The organism is Zhongshania sp. R06B22 (assembly GCF_040892595.1).
Lineage (GTDB): Bacteria > Pseudomonadota > Gammaproteobacteria > Pseudomonadales > Spongiibacteraceae > Spongiibacter > Spongiibacter arctica.
Window position 1 is genome coordinate 329,655 of record NZ_JBFRYB010000001.1, and the last position, 15,231, is coordinate 344,885.

Here is a 15,231-nt window from a genome sequence, read left to right on the forward strand (position 1 = left end):
TCTATTCTATGTGCGCGTGGGAGCACAATAAAATTAAAAGGAGAGACCGTGCGATTTGCCTTGTTTACGCTATTACTGACTAAAGCCATTTTATTCACCGCAACAACTCAAGCGGGAGAATCTGCTCACCAGATATTCGGCTTAAGCGAATTCGTCTATATCGAAGAGTTGGGGGTGGGCTACAAGGCAAAAATCGATACTGGGGCAGAGAGCGCTTCAATCAATGCGATTAATGCACAGGTGGAAAAGGTCAAAGGGGGCGACGACATCGTCCATTTTGATTTGGTGCTACCTGATGAAACCCTTCGATCGGTGAGCCTTCCACTCAGCAAACATATCCGCATAAAGCGTCGCGCGTCTGACTACGACGAAGACGAAAAGGATTATACTCGCCGGCCGGTACTAGAGCTGACACTGTGCATTGGCGGCGACTCGCACAAGGTTGAAGTTAACTTAGCTGACCGCCGACAATTTTCCAAACCTATGCTGGTCGGCTCAGAGCCACTTACCTCATTTAAGGCGCTAGTCGACCCTAGTAAGAAATACCTGCAGGACAAAACACTCTGCGCCAAACAAGATAAGTCCAAGGGGCAAAAAGAATGAAGGGCGTTAAACTGCATGTCAGAGTCTTAGCACTGGCACTACTCCTCATTGGCGCCGCCAGCACCGCATGGCAGATCTTTGTGCTCAATATTCCTATCTCTTCAGATATCACCGAACCGGTGTGGGTGATTGATACCAAGCTTAGCTTTAACGCGCGCGACAACGGTCCGGTGAAAGTACAGATGTATGTGCCGCCGGCGTGGAGCAAGTTTATTACTCTGAACGAAAGCTTCATTTCTAAAAGTTACGGCGTGAATACCGATATCATCGGTGATAATCGCCAAGCAGTGTGGTCCGCGCGCCGCGCCGAAGGTAGTCAGCAGCTTTTCTATCGCTTGATGCTTACCCAGCGCAGCAATTCTCGCTTTTCTGAATCTGAGCCCGGGCCACAGTTCAGCGAAAGCCCCGAACTCATCGGAGTTGAAAAAGTGGCGGTAGACGCCCTTCTAAAACCGATTCGCGAGCACTCAGCCGATATCGAAACCTTTATTCGCGAAGCAATCAAACTTATCAACGAACCCAGTAACGACAATGCGCGCTTGTTATTGGGCAACGTCTACACCCAAGACAATAAATCCAGAGTACTGGAGCTGTTGCTATCCTCGGCCCACATCCCGGTTGAACGTGTTCACACCCTGCGGCTCGTCAGCAGCGTCGCGCAATCTTCTGAATTGTGGATGCGCAGCTACAACGGTAAACGCTGGCTCTACTTCAATCCAGAAACCGGTACCCAGGGACTACCCAGTGACCGCCTGGTATGGTGGACGGGCAATGAACCCATGGCGACGGTTGAAGGCGGTCGCAATCTAAAGATTGAAGTAACTGCCAACCAAAAAACCATGAATTCAATCATGCTGGCGCAATCTATAGCCGAGCGCAAAGAGAACAAGTTTTGGGCTCTGTCGCTATACGATCTGCCCCTGCAGTCACAGCAGACGTTTGAGATCATCCTGATGATCCCCATTGGCGTTATGCTTATTTTACTGCTGCGAAACGTCGTTGGGCTTGAGACTCTAGGTACATTTACCCCGGTACTTATAGGCCTCGCCTTTAGAGAGACCGAGGTTTTCTGGGGCATTATTTTATTCACGGTTATCACCGCACTCGGCCTATCGCTGCGATCCTATCTTGAACATCTGCATTTGCAGTTACTGTCTAGGCTTTCGGTGGTGCTGACCTTTGTGGTGATTATTATGGCCCTCATCAGTGTGCTCGGACATCGGCTGGGATTAGACCGAGGCTTGTCCATTGCCCTATTCCCAATGGTTATTTTGACCATGTCGATAGAGCGCATGTCGATAGTCTGGGAGGAGCGTGGTGGCTTACATGCAGGAAAAGTAGGCATCGGCACACTGATCGCAGCGACCCTGTCACATCTAATGATGACCTATGAACCGTGGGCCTATTTTGTCTTTACCTTCCCCGGCATGTTGCTGGTATTTATGTCACTGATGCTGGCGTTAGGCCACTACCGAGGCTATCGCTTAACTGAACTATTTCGTTTTAACGCCATGATTAAAGGCAAATAACATGTCCTTATTCAGCACTTGGAAAGAGCTGCGCAAAAAAGGCGTCATGGGTATCAACCAACGCAATGCTGACTATGTATTGCGCTATAACCAGCGCCATTTGTATCCTCTGGTTGACGACAAAATTAAAACTAAAGAACGCGCCTTACAAGCTGGCATTCACGTCCCCCCAATGTATGGCGTGATCGACTCTGACAAACAAATCAGTAGCCTGGCCGACATTATTCAAGGCCATCGCGACTTTGTCATTAAGCCTGCGCAGGGCGCTGGTGGCGACGGTATTCTCGTTATTGCCGACCGTTTTGAAGGCTATTACCGTACAACGTCGGGTCGCTTGCTAAGCGATGAAGACATTGAATTCCACTTATCAGGTATTTTATCCGGCATTTACTCGCTAGGCGGTCACCGCGACCGTGCACTTATAGAGTATCGGGTGACCCCCGACCCTATCTTCAGCGCCATCAGCTACGAAGGGGTACCAGACATACGAATCATTGTATTAAAGGGCTATCCCCTGCTGGCCATGCTGCGACTGCCTACACGCCAGTCTGGCGGTAAGGCCAATCTCCATCAGGGCGCCATCGGGGTTGGTGTCGACTTAGCCACCGGTATTACTTTAGACGGAACCTGGTTAAATAAATTTATCAACAGTCACCCGGACACAACCAACCCCGTACGCGGCGTGCAATTGCCGTTCTGGGATAGCTTTATGTCCCTAGCGACTCAATGCTACGAACTCACCGGCTTGGGCTACTTGGGCGTAGATATGGTGCTAGACAAGGATCGCGGACCCTTAATGCTCGAGCTGAATGCTAGGCCGGGATTGAATATCCAGATCGCAAATGACGCCGGATTGGCCGCCCGCTGCCGCAGCGTAGAAAATGAAATTGATCGCCTAGCAGCCAAAGGAATTAAAAAACCCTCACCGGCTAAAAGACAGGCGTTTTGCCAAAGAGTGTTTGCCCAGCCGCTAGTAGTGGCAACGGTAAGTGACGAATCGGCAAATAAAGCGGTAGGCTAAACGGCGGCGCTCGTATTATGAACACCGCGAGGGACTACTGATGGTAGGATTCGGGTAGACGGTTGCTAGATTTGAACCGTCCAATAACCCCTTATTTTGCAGCGCGTTCCTGAGCAATCAAGACTTCAGCTACCTTAAGCATTTCCGAGCGACCGCCGGCAGAACGACCCGTCACTCGGTACTTACCATTAACGATCAATTCTGGTGTACCGGCAATACCGTAAGACCTCGCACGGGCATCAGCCTGCTTCACCTGACTGTTTACTCCAAAAGAGTCGAATGTTTTACGAAATTTTTCCTCGCTAACATCGGAGTGCGTGGTGAACAAGGTCGCCAAGGCATCGGCATCACGCAACATATTGCGATCAACATTAATGGCATTAAAAATTGGCTCGTGCACTTTATCTAATACGCCCAGCGCCTCGGCGGTGTAGTAAGCTTTAGCGTGCACGACCATAAGATCGTTCCACATTGCTGGAGAGCGTTTAAAATCAACATCAGCCGGCAGCTGTTTCTTCCATACTTCTAGCATCGGCTCAAAATCGAAGCAGTGACTACAGCCATACCAAAACACCTCAACAACTTCGATTTTGTCTGGGTTGGCGGTTCTCACCGGCTGCGCGATACGAATGAATCGCTCGCCACCGCTGGCGCTATCAGTCGGCGGAGATTGTGCAGCACTGGCAGCCGGCGGCGTGACTTTCGCCGACACGGGCTCAGACCCATCGCTACACGCCGACATTAATACTAGAAAGCTGAACACACTAACCAGCGAGAACATTTTCTTAATCATGAAGCCCCCTTACTAAAAAAAGGTCTTGCCAATCACCTATAAACTGTAAAAGACAAACCGGTATAAATAAATTGTTATAAGCTGCTTGTGACCCCATTAAACCATAATGATTCCGGTTTGCTGGCATCTACTTTCCCTATTTATAGGTGGATTTTTTTTGCGGCCCACAATAAACAGTCATAAAAAAAGCGGCCTAAGCCGCTTTTTTTATCTGCTGGCAATCAGTTGTGCAAACCCTGAATGAAGCTCGCTACCGCTTCAATTTCTGAATCGCTCATTTTGAAAGCCACCGAACGCATAATTTTAGTATCGCCATCATTGGAACGGCCTTCACGACCATCTGCTGCTGCACGAAATGCCGTTAATTGGGCAACCGTATATGCCGCATGCTGGCCAGCCAACGCTGGGAAACCCGCCGCAGCCATACCCTGACCGGTAGGAGAATGACATCCGGCACAAGCCGGTACGCTGCGATCAGCGATACCACCACGAAAAATCGCAGCACCTTTTTCTACCAAAGCTGGGTTGGCCTGACCCGTACTACTGGTTTTGCTGGCGTAATAAGCCGCGATGTCTGCAATATCCTGATCAGACAAATTGTCGACCTGACCAGCCATCATAGCCACGGGACGGGCGCCAGACTTGATGTCATTAATCTGTTTAATCAAGTAACGCTCGCCTTGGCCTGCCATTTTTGGAAACATCGGCGTAGCACTATTGCCATCTGCACCGTGGCAAGCAGCGCAAGACGCTGCCTTGGCTTTACCCGCACTGGCGTTGCCTTCCAATGCCACAGCAGACCCTGTGAACATTAATCCAGCAATCATCACTAGTAGTGTTTTATTCATTGTAACGTACTCTTTAATCAATATAATTTTGTCGCACTGCTAAGATTTAGGCGTCGCCATATACTCAATCAATGCTTGAAACTCGTCAGTACTGCAGTTAAAACACAAGCCCTTCGCTGGCATTGCATTAAAACCTTCCATAGTATGCTTCAGCAGGGTATCCATGCCTTTTTCTAGACGAGGCGCCCAAGCTACTTCGTCGCCTGTTTTTGGCGCGCCATTCGCACCAAAACCATGGCAGGCATAGCAGGATGACTTGTAACGATCTACAATTGCCTGCTCGGCAGCGCCGGCTGACACACCAGACACTAGAAAGATTAAACCAAAAAGCCATTTATGCATTATCTAAGTCTCCGAGTTTCAGCTATAGAATATGATTAATCAGGAGGCTAGGGCCTTAGTGAATGTCTAAAGTGGCCCCGCACAAAAACACCGGCATTATACACAACTACTTGGCGTAGGGGGCCAGTTATTACCCCATTATGCTACTGCTTTAGCACTTTTTCTCGGATATATTATGGATTCCTCTCCAGCATTAAACTACCGCCGCGCCAGCTATTTGAAAAGCTCACCCGACCTTATGCGCTGTCCCGACGACTCTGGCGCGGAGGTTGCCTTTGCCGGCCGCTCCAACGCGGGAAAATCTAGCGCAATCAACCGCCTGACCGAGAATAAAAAACTCGCCAAAACCAGTAAAACACCCGGTAGAACCCAGCTGCTTAATTTTTTCATCTTGGATGATAGCGGCCGCCAACGACTTGTCGATCTACCCGGCTACGGCTTTGCCAAAGTCCCCTTGGCAGTAAAAAACGAGTGGCAGCGAAATCTTGAGGCCTATCTGCAAAAGCGCGAGTCATTGAGCGGCATGGTTCTAATGATGGATATTCGCCACCCCCTCACTGATTTCGACAGACAAATGGTCAGCTGGGCGACCAAAAGCGCCATGCCCATACATATTTTACTGACCAAAGCGGACAAGCTTAAGCGCGGCCCAGCGTCGGCGACCTTGTTGACGGTTCGCAAAGATCTCGCCGAATACGGCGACCTAATCAGTGTGCAATTATTTTCTGCCCACAACGGCGACGGCCTGCAGGCGCTTCGCAGTCAGCTAGATAAGTGGCTAGATATCCCAGCAATAGAAAACATCGACGGCCCTGAAATCACGGAACCCCAGTCTGATAGTAATATTTGAGTAGCTTGACGATGCAAAAAAGCCCGGCGCGCTGAACTCGCCGGGCAATCCTACTCCTAAAGGAGACAGGGGGAGACAAGTCTCCTAACGCGGGGCTGTTCCTAAATGCATTAAGAGCAACAGCTTTCTAAAAGTAGACGCAGATTAACGTTTATGCAACTTAGTGCGCCTCATCCCAATTGTCACCGGTGCCAACCCCGACTTCCAACGGCACCGATAGCGCAGCCGCGGCCATCATTCGCGCAACAACCTCTTTACGCACTGTATCCAGTGCTGCCGGCGCGACTTCTAAGACCAATTCATCGTGAACCTGCATAATCATTCGGGCATCGATCCCGCTGTCACTCAGGTAGCGATCCACAGAAATCATCGCCCGCTTGATAATATCGGCGGCCGTGCCCTGCATAGGCGCGTTGATCGCAGTGCGCTCGGCGGCCTGCCGACGCATACCGTTGCTGGCATTAATTTCTGGCAGGTATAAACGCCGGCCAAACAGGGTTTCGACATAGCCTTTTTCTGAGGCCAATACCCGAGTTTCATCCATATATCTCAGCACGCCGGGGTAGCGCTCAAAGTATAAATCGATATATGCCTGCGCCTCTTTGCGGCCAATCTGCAGCTGGCGAGCCAAGCCAAATGCCGACATACCATATATCAATCCGAAATTGATAGCCTTGGCATTGCGACGCTGCTCGTCGCTGACGTTCTCGAGCCCAACCCCAAAGACCTCTGCTGCGGTCGCTTTGTGAATATCTTCACCGCGACTAAAAGCGTCAATCAGTCCACTATCACCAGACAAATGGGCCATTATTCGCAGCTCTATCTGCGAATAATCCGCCGCCAAAATGACATAGCCTGGCGGCGCGACAAACGCCTGGCGAATACGCCGCCCCTCAGCACTGCGAATAGGAATATTTTGGAGATTTGGATCGGATGACGACAGCCGGCCAGTCGCCGTTACGGCCTGATGATAGGAGGTATGGATACGACCCGTCGCCGGATCAATAAGTAAGGGTAGCTTGTCGGTATAGGTCGACTTAAGCTTTGCCATACCCCGATGTTCTAGGATCACCTTGGGCAGGGGGTAGTCGTGGGCCAATTCTGCCAAGACCTCTTCGGCGGTGGATGGCGCGCCCTTAGGTGTCTTTTTGATTACTGGAATACTCAAGCGCTCAAACAAAATTTCACCGAGTTGCTTTGGCGAGGCGAGATTAAATTCGCCGCCCGCCAACTCATAAGCCTCTTTCTCCAAAGCCTGCATCTTTAAACCAAGCTCATGGCTTTGCTTACCCAGCAGCTCACGACTCACGAACGCACCGTTGCGCTCAATACGCGACAAGACTGGCACCAATGGCAACTCAATGTCGCGATACACCGCCATCAACGAAGGGCTGGCCTTAAGCTGCGTAGATAGGACGTGATGCAGTCGCAAGGTAATATCCGCATCTTCAGCCGCATAGGGCCCAGCCTGTTCCAGTGCAACCTGATTAAAAGTGAGCTGCTTAGCGCCTTTACCGGCAATGTCTTCAAAATGGATAGTGCTGTGACCAAGGTGCTTGGTGGCCAAGGTATCCATGTCGTGACGACTGCCAACTGAATCCAATACATAGGACTCAAGCATGGTGTCTTCGGCGATGCCGCGCAGAGTAATGCCGTGATTGAGAAGGACGTTGGCATCGTATTTTAAATTCTGACCCAACTTGCGCTTACTGGCGTCTTCTAGAAGAGGCTTTAAGGCGGCCAATACAGCGGCTTCATCAAGCTGATCGGGGGCATCCAAGTAATCATGAGCAAACGGTAAATAAGCCGCCTGACCAGCTTGCACCGCAAAAGACACGCCTACCACCCGCGCTTGCATATAATTTAGGCTGGTAGTTTCAGTATCAAAGGCAAACAGCGTTGCGGCGTTAAGCTTTTGCAGCCACTCATCAAAGTGCGGCTGAGTCAGTATTAGCTGATAATCTGGCTCACCGGAAAAAGCTGGCTCAGGCGCGTCACTGGCAGCGTCGCCGCCCACATCACCGCCAAGTAGGTCCGGCTGCTCCAAAGACTCAGCACGTGCGCTTCGACTTAATTCTTGCACCCAGGTTTTAAATTCAAATTCGGTAAACAAACTGAGCAAGCGCTCATTATCCGGCGCAGACGGCAATAAATCGGGCACCGTCACATCTAGGGGCACATCGCATTTAATCGTCGCCAGTTTATAGGAAAGGAATGCCTGTTCGCGGCTATCTGCGAGCTTCTTCGCGACCCCCTTAGCGCCACGTATCGGTAGTTCCGGAACTTTGTCTAGGTTTTCGTAAATCTCATGCAGGCCACCCAGCGCAAGTATTAGCGCCAATGCGGTTTTCTCACCAACGCCGGCAACACCGGGAATATTGTCTACTTTGTCGCCCATCAGCGCCAAAAAATCGATTATCAGCTCTGGCGGAATCCCAAACTTTTCATTCACTCCCGCAATATCCATCACGGTATCCGTCATGGTATTGACCAAAGTGACGTGGTCATTGACCAGCTGCGCCATGTCTTTATCACCGGTCGACACTAAGACAGGGCGCTCCTTGCCAGCCTGAGCGGCCAAGGTGCCAATCACGTCATCGGCCTCGACACCTTCTATCACCAGGCGCGGCAGACCCATAGCATCGACAATGGCATTTATCGGCTCAACCTGACTCCGCAAGTCATCAGGCATGGGAGGGCGCTGCGCTTTGTACTCCGAATACATATCGTCGCGGAAGGTTTTACCCTTGGCATCAAATACCACCGCGATAGGACTGCCGGGGTAATCCTTTTGCAGGCGCCGCAACATATTAATAACGCCTTTTATAGCGCCAGTAGGCTGACCTGCCGAGGTGTTAAGCGGCGGCAGAGCGTGAAAAGCACGGTAGAGGTAGGAAGAACCGTCAACTAAAACAAGGGGCTTTATGGCTGTCATGGGAGCGAGTTGGCACGTCTATTATTGGGAAACGGCAGTGTACCACGAGCTAGACACGCTTCATTAGCCAATCATCAACCAGTCAAAGTGTTACTAATTTTCACAACCACCACAATGTGAAACATAAACGACATAACACATTAACAGTAAATTAACAAAAGTTAAGCAGACATTATTATTGCATGTGTTACCTTACGTAACACAAGGTAACCTTTATCTTGTCTTGGGCCAAACAAGCCCATATTGCTAGGAGTAACTAAAATGAACAAAACTATCAGTGCCATCCTTATCCTGCTTGCCAGCGCCATGGCGACCGCCGCAGAACCCAATACTGCAGCCACTGAACCCATGGTAATAGCGTACAACCAGATTGAAGATAGCAAACTTCAGGAGCCGACTGTTAAGCTGACTAGCGAGTACTCAGCAGCGCGTTTTCTTGAGAAAAATCTGGATGTTGTTGCGGCAAGCTTAAATCTAGAACTTGACGATAAGATTAGTAGCGCCATGACACCAAGCTTCGACCAATAAGCCCAAATAGCTTATGACACTACTGGTTACTAACGATCAAAACAGGCCAGAAATGCCTGCCCGAGCTGACGGTATAATCCCAAAAACCCGTCAGCACCTTCTTTTTTCCCCGCACTATCTATAGCTAAGCCCATACCCGAACCCATACTGGGGCTTATATTTGCGCCCAAAGGATCGATTTCAATCACCGGAATATCCAGACCTGCAACCAATGCATTTAGCATTGCAGGTGCATACTGCGGCTCGCGAAACACGCAGGAAAATTCACCAGCCTGCAGACGAGCGCGCAATTCAACGATATGTCTCGCCCCCGGTAGGCGATCAGACCCCGACATCACCATTTCACCGGCGGGTAAACCGTAGTGCCGCTCAAAGCGACTAAAGCCATCATGCAGGAGTAGGTAGGGCCGACGCTCACTGCGGTCTATGTCTGCCTGAAGCTCCTTGTCATACTGCCTAAACTCGGAGCTAAACCGTGCGGCATTGGCATGAAAATAAGCGCCCCGCGACGGTATGCGATCGGAAAGTAATCGCGCTATACGCCGCGCTATACTTTGCACTTCATCGGCATCCATCCACACATGAGGATCTTCGTTATTTTTTAAATCAGGGTAGAAGGCGGTAGCGTTGTCTTGTTTACGCAACAGCTTTTGCAGGTAGGTTTCCAGCATCGGCCCAACCCAAAACACAAGATCTGCGGAGCGCACGCGCTGAACGTCTGAGGGCCGCAACTGAAAATCATGCGGTGAGACCGTTGCCGGCGCCAGCAATTCGGCAGTGACTGCATCACCGCCGACATTTTGAACAATCAATTGCAATGGCATAATACTCGACAATACCAGAGGCTTATTACTGTCCGCCCAAGCGACATTACTGAGCATCCAAGCCGTTAATACCATCCACACCACTAATTTCAATTGATCTTCCCCATTGTCTAATACCGCCTTAATGCAATATTATAACATTTTATTTTCCCGCGAATTGGAACTCAATGCAGAATATAGTTGAGCAACACAATCATCAGCGCTGCATTGATGATGCCATGTCTCGCGCAAGAGAATTATGCCAGCGCCGGCAAATAAAATTTACCCCTATACGCGAACAGGTTTTAGCATGTGTATGGGCGAATCACCAACCGATAGGCGCTTACACTATCCTCGACGAACTGGCGAAACATACCGATCGCCGCCCAGCGCCACCCACGGTGTACCGCGCACTGGACTTCTTAGTCGACAACGGTCTGGTTCACCGCATTGCATCACTGAATGCATTTGTGGGCTGTAAAGACCCACACCACCAGCATCAGGGCCACTTTTTGATATGTCGGCTGTGCCGCAATGTGACGGAACTGGATACCGACATTATTAATACCGCCATTAGCACTGCCGCTAAGCAATATGGCTTTGCCGTTGAGACTCCCTGCGTCGAAGTGGTCGGCTGCTGCGCGCATTGCCAGGAGGAGGACGACAATGTCTGATTCCCCGCTACTAAAACTCGACCAGGTTTCACTGAAGCACCAACAGCATAACTTACTTAGCGATATCAGCATCAGTCTTGCGCCGCGCCAAATAATGACCATTATCGGGCCGAATGGCGCTGGCAAGAGCACTTTAATTAAGATAGCACTGGGCTTAATAAAACCGGATAGCGGTAGCGTCTTTAGACGAGCAAATCTTCGCATTGGTTATATGCCACAGCGCCTATCCCTCAACCCCCTAATGCCAATGAGTGTAGAACGCTTTCTAGCGATGAGTCGCACCCGTCAGCAAAATATATCCGACGCCCTAGCGCGCACGGGCATTAGCCACCTGCGGCAGCGACCACTGCATGATATTTCCGGCGGCGAAACCCAGCGCGTACTGCTTAGTCGAGCGCTGTTGTGCAACCCCGATTTACTGGTGCTCGACGAGCCAGCGCAAGGCGTTGATATTAGCGGCCAAACCGAGCTCTATGAACTCATTAATAACTTGCGCGATACACTCGGCTGCGCAGTGCTAATGGTGTCCCATGATTTACATTGGGTTATGGCCCAAACCGATACCGTAATATGCCTTAATCAGCATATTTGCTGTCATGGTCACCCAGAGCATGTCAGCAATGACCCGGCGTATTTATCATTATTCGGCCGCCGCCACGCCGAAGCGATCGCCCTATATCAACACGATCACGACCATCAACACGACATCCATGGCAATGTTGTGGACGGGCACCATCATCATGACTGACATATTACTCAATGCATTAATCGCCGGCCTACTAGTAGCTGCATTGTGCGGTCCACTTGGGGCGCTGGTGACTTGGCAGCGCATGGCGTACTACGGCGACACGCTCGCTCACTCAGCACTACTTGGCCTCGCCCTAGGCTTGGCGCTACAAGTGAATTTACAGTACAGCGTGCTCTTCATCTGCCTGTTAATCGCCACCATTCTGTTTGCTCTGCAGTGGTGGCGAAACATTGCACTGGACAGCCTCCTCGGCATCTTATCTCACAGCAGTTTGGCTCTAGGCTTGGTCTGCCTGTCTTTTTTAGACAATCAACAATTGGATTTAAACGCCTTTTTGTTCGGCGATTTGCTTGCCATTATGCGCGAAGACTTAATCAGTCTCGCGGTAATCTGCGGCCTTATTTTAGCGCTACTGCTGCGATATTGGCCGGCGCTAGTAGCCATCACCGCACACGCCGAACTGGCGGAAATTGAAGGTTTGCCAATAAAGCGACTGCGATTGCTGATGATGCTGATGGTGGCGGCAACGGTGGCGGTGGCCATGAAAATAGTAGGGGTATTGCTGATTACCGCAATGCTGATTATTCCCGCTTCTGCAGCGGCGCGCTTTGCCCGCAGTCCCGAACAGGCCGCGATTCTGGCCATGATATGCGGCGCCATTGCTGTTATTTGTGGCTTAGCCGGCGCATGGTATTGGGACACGCCGGCGGGGCCGAGCATTGTCTTGGGAGCAGGGGTTTTGTTTATACTAGGGCAGCTGGCACCGAGCTATCGACGCGATTAAAGATGGTGAAACAGCAGATCAAAGGAATCAGCGAGGTGAGGGCAGCTCTTTAAACCTAAGCACTGTATAGCCGTCGCCTTAGGTGTTCAAAACACCGCCGACGCTCAAAATTCTGAGCGCAGCGATGAATCAGCGGCGGTTAATAATATTGCCGAATAGATAAGTAGGCGCGCTTCATTTTACTAAGCTCTAAGGGCGCCTTCAAAAAACCAACCGAATGGCCTTTGGGATTCACCAAGGCGACATTGGCGCTGTGCTCAACCAAATAATTACTGCCTCCACCGGGGACCTTGGTAAAGGGAATATTTAGTGAGGTCGCAAAGCGGTGAATTTCCAAAAAGTCACCCGTAATGCCACGAAAGGCGGGATGAAAGAAATCCAAATAGCTATGTAATTGCTCTGGTGTATCGCGGGCAGGATCAACGCTCGCCAACCAAACTTGAGTATCCGCCTGCACCTCAGGGTCCAACTCCTGATAGAACGCTTTTAATTGCGCAAGCGTTGTCGGGCAGATGTCTGGGCAATAAGTGAAGCCAAAAAACACTAAATTCCACTGGCCCTGAAAAGTTGAGGGCGTAACGCGCTCACCCCGATCGTTTTCCAAAGTAAAATTAGGGAGGGTGCGCGGATTTTCGTAGAGATAGGCCCCCTGAGATTTTAACTCCTCAGCGGTCATGACTCTGGCCCGCGTGAAGGAGTAAAAAAATCCACTCACCAAGATAATTCCAACAGATACGATAGCCAGTACGGTTAAGCGTATACCGCGATTACGCTTTGCCGTTGTGCTTTGCTGGGTTTCTTCTGTCATCAGTAACTAACCTCAAAAATAGTCGTTGCCGGCAGTAAATAGTGATCAAGCAACATGATCATAAACAATGCCATCAAGTAGATAATGGAGTATTTAAATGTTGCCATTGGCGCATCTGGATTATTGCCACGCATCAACACGATCGCCCAGTAAAGAAAGCCCGAACCGAGACACACGGCGCCGAGCAAATACAAAGATCCACTCATACCGGTTGCAAACGGCAGCAGGGTAACAACAAATAACAATACCGTATAAAGCAAGGTATGCAGTTTGGTATAACCAATTCCGTGGGTCACAGGCAACATGGGAATGCCTACTTTGGCGTAGTCATCGCGACGGTGAATAGCCAGAGCCCAAAAATGGGGTGGTGTCCAAATAAAGATTATCAGTACCAGTAAAAGCGCATGACCGTCTACCTGATTAGTAACCGCAGTCCAACCCAATAAGGGCGGCGCTGCACCCGCAATTCCACCGATAACGATATTCTGTGGCGTTGCGCGCTTTAAGAATAGGGTATAAACCACCGCATAACCGAGCAGAGAAGCGAACGTTAACCATGCAGTTAAGGCATTTACCTTAATCAGCAACACCGCCATGCCTAGACTACCGATCGCAGCCGCAAATATCGCTGCATCACGAGTCTTCACTCGACCTTGAGCAATCGGGCGATTATGCGTACGCGCCATCACCAAATCTATGCGACTGTCCACCAAGTGATTGACCGCCGCGGCCGCACCCGCACATAAACCAATACCAATATTGCCAAAAACTAGCGCCTCCCATGGCACCATACCCGGCACCGACATAAACATGCCAATAACCGAGGTCAACAACATCAGCAGTACCACATTGGGCTTACACAGTTCGTAATAGTCTCGCCAGCTCGCTGACTCGGCCCGTGGCTGCGTCATACTCGAATTCCCCCGCGGTTTACCGCCGCCGTAAAGATCAGATAAATGGTGGTGACCTGCGTCAGTAACAGCAAGGCCCCGACTAAATTGTGCGCTACCGCCACACTGATAGGAAACTGAAACACGACATTGCTGATACCCAAGCTCACCTGGACAGCAAGTACAGTCAGAATCACATGGGCTAGGGTCTTAGCGGCCGGCAGTTTAAGGCGGTACAAACTTACACATAGAAATACTAAATACGCCGCGGTAACAATAGCGCCAAGACGGTGGCTAAAGTGGATAGCGACGCGGGCGGCGTTATCCATCGTGCCTCCCAAATAATTAGGTCCAATATGCTGAGTAATATTGAAGCCTTCCGCAAAATTCATGGGGGGTAGCCATTCTCCCTGGCATGTCGGAAAATCAGGACAGGCAATATCTGCGTAATTCGACGTGGTCCAACCGCCCAAGGCAATCTGCATAAGCACAATCAACAAGCCAATAACGGCCAGTGGTCGAATCGACCTTAACTTCGCTTCATCAATAGCGGGAATTTGCCAACGCATATTATTGAGTCGCAAAGTGAGCAGCCATAATAAGCTAATGGTAGTGAAGCCCCCAAGAAGATGTGCTGTCACCACTTGAGGCCACAATTTGAGGGTCACCGTCCACATACCAAACATTCCCTGCAGAATGATGAAGGCAAGGATAAACGCGGGCAGCTTAACAGGTTGGCCTGGCTCTCGGCTACGCAGCGAAAATGCCAATATAGCGATAGTAAAAAGACCTAAGCTCGCCGCTAAATGGCGGTGGATCATTTCAGGCCAAGTTTTATCGTGCTCAACTGGCATGTCTGGATATGCCTCATTAGCGCGCTCAACTTCGTGATCGGCGCTGGGCCACAATACGTGCCCGTAACACATCGGCCAATCAGGGCACCCTAAACCAGCATCCGCCAGACGGGTGAAAACGCCCATCCCTAAAACAATTACCGCGACTAAACATGCAGTTAAAGTGAGACGAAAACCTGCTTTACGATTTTCTGGCGTGTTAAATAAAGCCATTGTGTATT

At 50.3% G+C, this 15,231-nt stretch carries 16 protein-coding genes; 8 read left to right on the plus strand and 8 right to left on the minus strand.

Annotation, left to right across the window (positions count from 1 at the left end; translation table 11 throughout):
- Positions 1-48 precede the first annotated feature (48 nt).
- Genes AB4875_RS01425 through AB4875_RS01435 form a run of 3 tightly spaced genes read left to right on the plus strand, consistent with a single transcriptional unit; the run spans position 49 to position 3,153 of the window.
- Entirely contained in the window at positions 49-603 is a 555-nt protein-coding gene (locus tag AB4875_RS01425; RefSeq protein ID WP_368374250.1) for an ATP-dependent zinc protease family protein, read from the plus strand.
- Positions 600-2,132: an inactive transglutaminase family protein gene (locus AB4875_RS01430; protein ID WP_368374251.1), complete on the plus strand. Its 1,533-nt coding sequence runs from the start codon at positions 600-602 to the stop codon at positions 2,130-2,132. The genes AB4875_RS01425 and AB4875_RS01430 overlap by 4 nt, the downstream gene beginning before the upstream one ends.
- Position 2,133: 1 nt before the next feature.
- Positions 2,134-3,153: an alpha-L-glutamate ligase-like protein gene (locus AB4875_RS01435; protein ID WP_368374252.1), complete on the plus strand. Its 1,020-nt coding sequence runs from the start codon at positions 2,134-2,136 to the stop codon at positions 3,151-3,153.
- Positions 3,154-3,244: 91 nt separating this feature from the next.
- On the opposite strand, the gene AB4875_RS01440 is transcribed toward AB4875_RS01435, so the two are convergent.
- From AB4875_RS01440 to AB4875_RS01450, 3 genes are all read right to left on the minus strand, one after another.
- A complete protein-coding gene (locus tag AB4875_RS01440; protein ID WP_368374253.1) occupies positions 3,245-3,946 on the minus strand; it encodes a thiol:disulfide interchange protein DsbA/DsbL in 702 nt (233 codons plus the stop codon).
- 221 nt (positions 3,947-4,167) lie between these two features.
- Positions 4,168-4,794, minus strand: a complete 627-nt coding sequence (locus AB4875_RS01445; protein ID WP_368374254.1) for a c-type cytochrome — start codon at positions 4,792-4,794, stop codon at positions 4,168-4,170.
- A 39-nt stretch (positions 4,795-4,833) separates the two neighbouring features.
- The gene (locus AB4875_RS01450; protein ID WP_368374255.1) at positions 4,834-5,136 is read right to left on the minus strand and encodes a c-type cytochrome; all 303 of its coding nucleotides are present in this window, start codon (positions 5,134-5,136) and stop codon (positions 4,834-4,836) included.
- Between the two features lie 175 nt (positions 5,137-5,311).
- Between AB4875_RS01450 and yihA the strand changes: the two genes are divergently transcribed.
- The gene (gene yihA / locus AB4875_RS01455; protein ID WP_368374256.1) at positions 5,312-5,986 is read left to right on the plus strand and encodes a ribosome biogenesis GTP-binding protein YihA/YsxC; all 675 of its coding nucleotides are present in this window, start codon (positions 5,312-5,314) and stop codon (positions 5,984-5,986) included.
- Between the two features lie 160 nt (positions 5,987-6,146).
- Here the strand turns inward: yihA and polA are convergent, their stop codons facing one another.
- On the minus strand, positions 6,147-8,921 hold the full coding sequence (polA, locus tag AB4875_RS01460) for a DNA polymerase I (protein ID WP_368374257.1): 2,775 nt from the start codon (positions 8,919-8,921) through the stop codon (positions 6,147-6,149).
- A 261-nt stretch (positions 8,922-9,182) separates the two neighbouring features.
- Between polA and AB4875_RS01465 the strand changes: the two genes are divergently transcribed.
- Positions 9,183-9,449 (plus strand): hypothetical protein, encoded by a 267-nt coding sequence (locus AB4875_RS01465; protein WP_368374258.1) that lies wholly within the window; start codon positions 9,183-9,185, stop codon positions 9,447-9,449.
- Positions 9,450-9,478: 29 nt separating this feature from the next.
- Here AB4875_RS01465 and AB4875_RS01470 read toward each other — a convergent pair whose 3' ends face one another.
- Positions 9,479-10,357, minus strand: a complete 879-nt coding sequence (locus tag AB4875_RS01470) for a metal ABC transporter solute-binding protein, Zn/Mn family (RefSeq protein WP_368377038.1) — start codon at positions 10,355-10,357, stop codon at positions 9,479-9,481.
- A gap of 83 nt (positions 10,358-10,440) precedes the next feature.
- Between AB4875_RS01470 and AB4875_RS01475 the strand changes: the two genes are divergently transcribed.
- Genes AB4875_RS01475 through AB4875_RS01485 form a run of 3 tightly spaced genes read left to right on the plus strand, consistent with a single transcriptional unit; the run spans position 10,441 to position 12,458 of the window.
- Positions 10,441-10,926, plus strand: coding sequence for a Fur family transcriptional regulator (locus AB4875_RS01475; protein WP_368374259.1), 486 nt, complete (start codon positions 10,441-10,443; stop codon positions 10,924-10,926).
- Positions 10,919-11,674, plus strand: a complete 756-nt coding sequence (gene znuC, locus AB4875_RS01480) for a zinc ABC transporter ATP-binding protein ZnuC (RefSeq protein ID WP_368374260.1) — start codon at positions 10,919-10,921, stop codon at positions 11,672-11,674. Before AB4875_RS01475 ends, znuC begins: the two co-directional genes overlap by 8 nt.
- Positions 11,667-12,458 carry a metal ABC transporter permease gene (locus tag AB4875_RS01485; protein ID WP_368374261.1) on the plus strand — a complete coding sequence of 264 codons (792 nt, stop codon included), beginning with the start codon at positions 11,667-11,669 and terminating at the stop codon, positions 12,456-12,458. The genes znuC and AB4875_RS01485 overlap by 8 nt, the downstream gene beginning before the upstream one ends.
- 139 nt (positions 12,459-12,597) lie before the next feature.
- Here AB4875_RS01485 and AB4875_RS01490 read toward each other — a convergent pair whose 3' ends face one another.
- Genes AB4875_RS01490 through AB4875_RS01500 form a run of 3 tightly spaced genes read right to left on the minus strand, consistent with a single transcriptional unit; the run spans position 12,598 to position 15,223 of the window.
- Entirely contained in the window at positions 12,598-13,266 is a 669-nt protein-coding gene (locus AB4875_RS01490) for an SCO family protein (protein WP_368374262.1), read from the minus strand.
- Entirely contained in the window at positions 13,266-14,177 is a 912-nt protein-coding gene (cyoE, locus tag AB4875_RS01495) for a heme o synthase (RefSeq protein ID WP_368374263.1), read from the minus strand. Before cyoE ends, AB4875_RS01490 begins: the two co-directional genes overlap by 1 nt.
- Positions 14,174-15,223, minus strand: a complete 1,050-nt coding sequence (locus AB4875_RS01500) for a COX15/CtaA family protein (protein ID WP_368374264.1) — start codon at positions 15,221-15,223, stop codon at positions 14,174-14,176. Before AB4875_RS01500 ends, cyoE begins: the two co-directional genes overlap by 4 nt.
- Positions 15,224-15,231 lie beyond the last annotated feature (8 nt).

Coding starts and splice junctions, on each gene's coding strand:
- cyoE (WP_368374263.1), bottom strand. CDS start 14,177: ATGACGCAGCCACGGGCCGAGTCAGCGAGCTGGCGAGACTATTACGAA.
- AB4875_RS01475 (WP_368374259.1), top strand. CDS start 10,441: ATGCAGAATATAGTTGAGCAACACAATCATCAGCGCTGCATTGATGAT.
- AB4875_RS01435 (WP_368374252.1), top strand. CDS start 2,134: ATGTCCTTATTCAGCACTTGGAAAGAGCTGCGCAAAAAAGGCGTCATG.
- AB4875_RS01450 (WP_368374255.1), bottom strand. CDS start 5,136: ATGCATAAATGGCTTTTTGGTTTAATCTTTCTAGTGTCTGGTGTGTCA.
- AB4875_RS01445 (WP_368374254.1), bottom strand. CDS start 4,794: ATGAATAAAACACTACTAGTGATGATTGCTGGATTAATGTTCACAGGG.
- AB4875_RS01465 (WP_368374258.1), top strand. CDS start 9,183: ATGAACAAAACTATCAGTGCCATCCTTATCCTGCTTGCCAGCGCCATG.
- znuC (WP_368374260.1), top strand. CDS start 10,919: ATGTCTGATTCCCCGCTACTAAAACTCGACCAGGTTTCACTGAAGCAC.
- AB4875_RS01440 (WP_368374253.1), bottom strand. CDS start 3,946: ATGATTAAGAAAATGTTCTCGCTGGTTAGTGTGTTCAGCTTTCTAGTA.
- AB4875_RS01500 (WP_368374264.1), bottom strand. CDS start 15,223: ATGGCTTTATTTAACACGCCAGAAAATCGTAAAGCAGGTTTTCGTCTC.
- polA (WP_368374257.1), bottom strand. CDS start 8,921: ATGACAGCCATAAAGCCCCTTGTTTTAGTTGACGGTTCTTCCTACCTC.
- AB4875_RS01430 (WP_368374251.1), top strand. CDS start 600: ATGAAGGGCGTTAAACTGCATGTCAGAGTCTTAGCACTGGCACTACTC.
- AB4875_RS01490 (WP_368374262.1), bottom strand. CDS start 13,266: ATGACAGAAGAAACCCAGCAAAGCACAACGGCAAAGCGTAATCGCGGT.
- yihA (WP_368374256.1), top strand. CDS start 5,312: ATGGATTCCTCTCCAGCATTAAACTACCGCCGCGCCAGCTATTTGAAA.
- AB4875_RS01485 (WP_368374261.1), top strand. CDS start 11,667: ATGACTGACATATTACTCAATGCATTAATCGCCGGCCTACTAGTAGCT.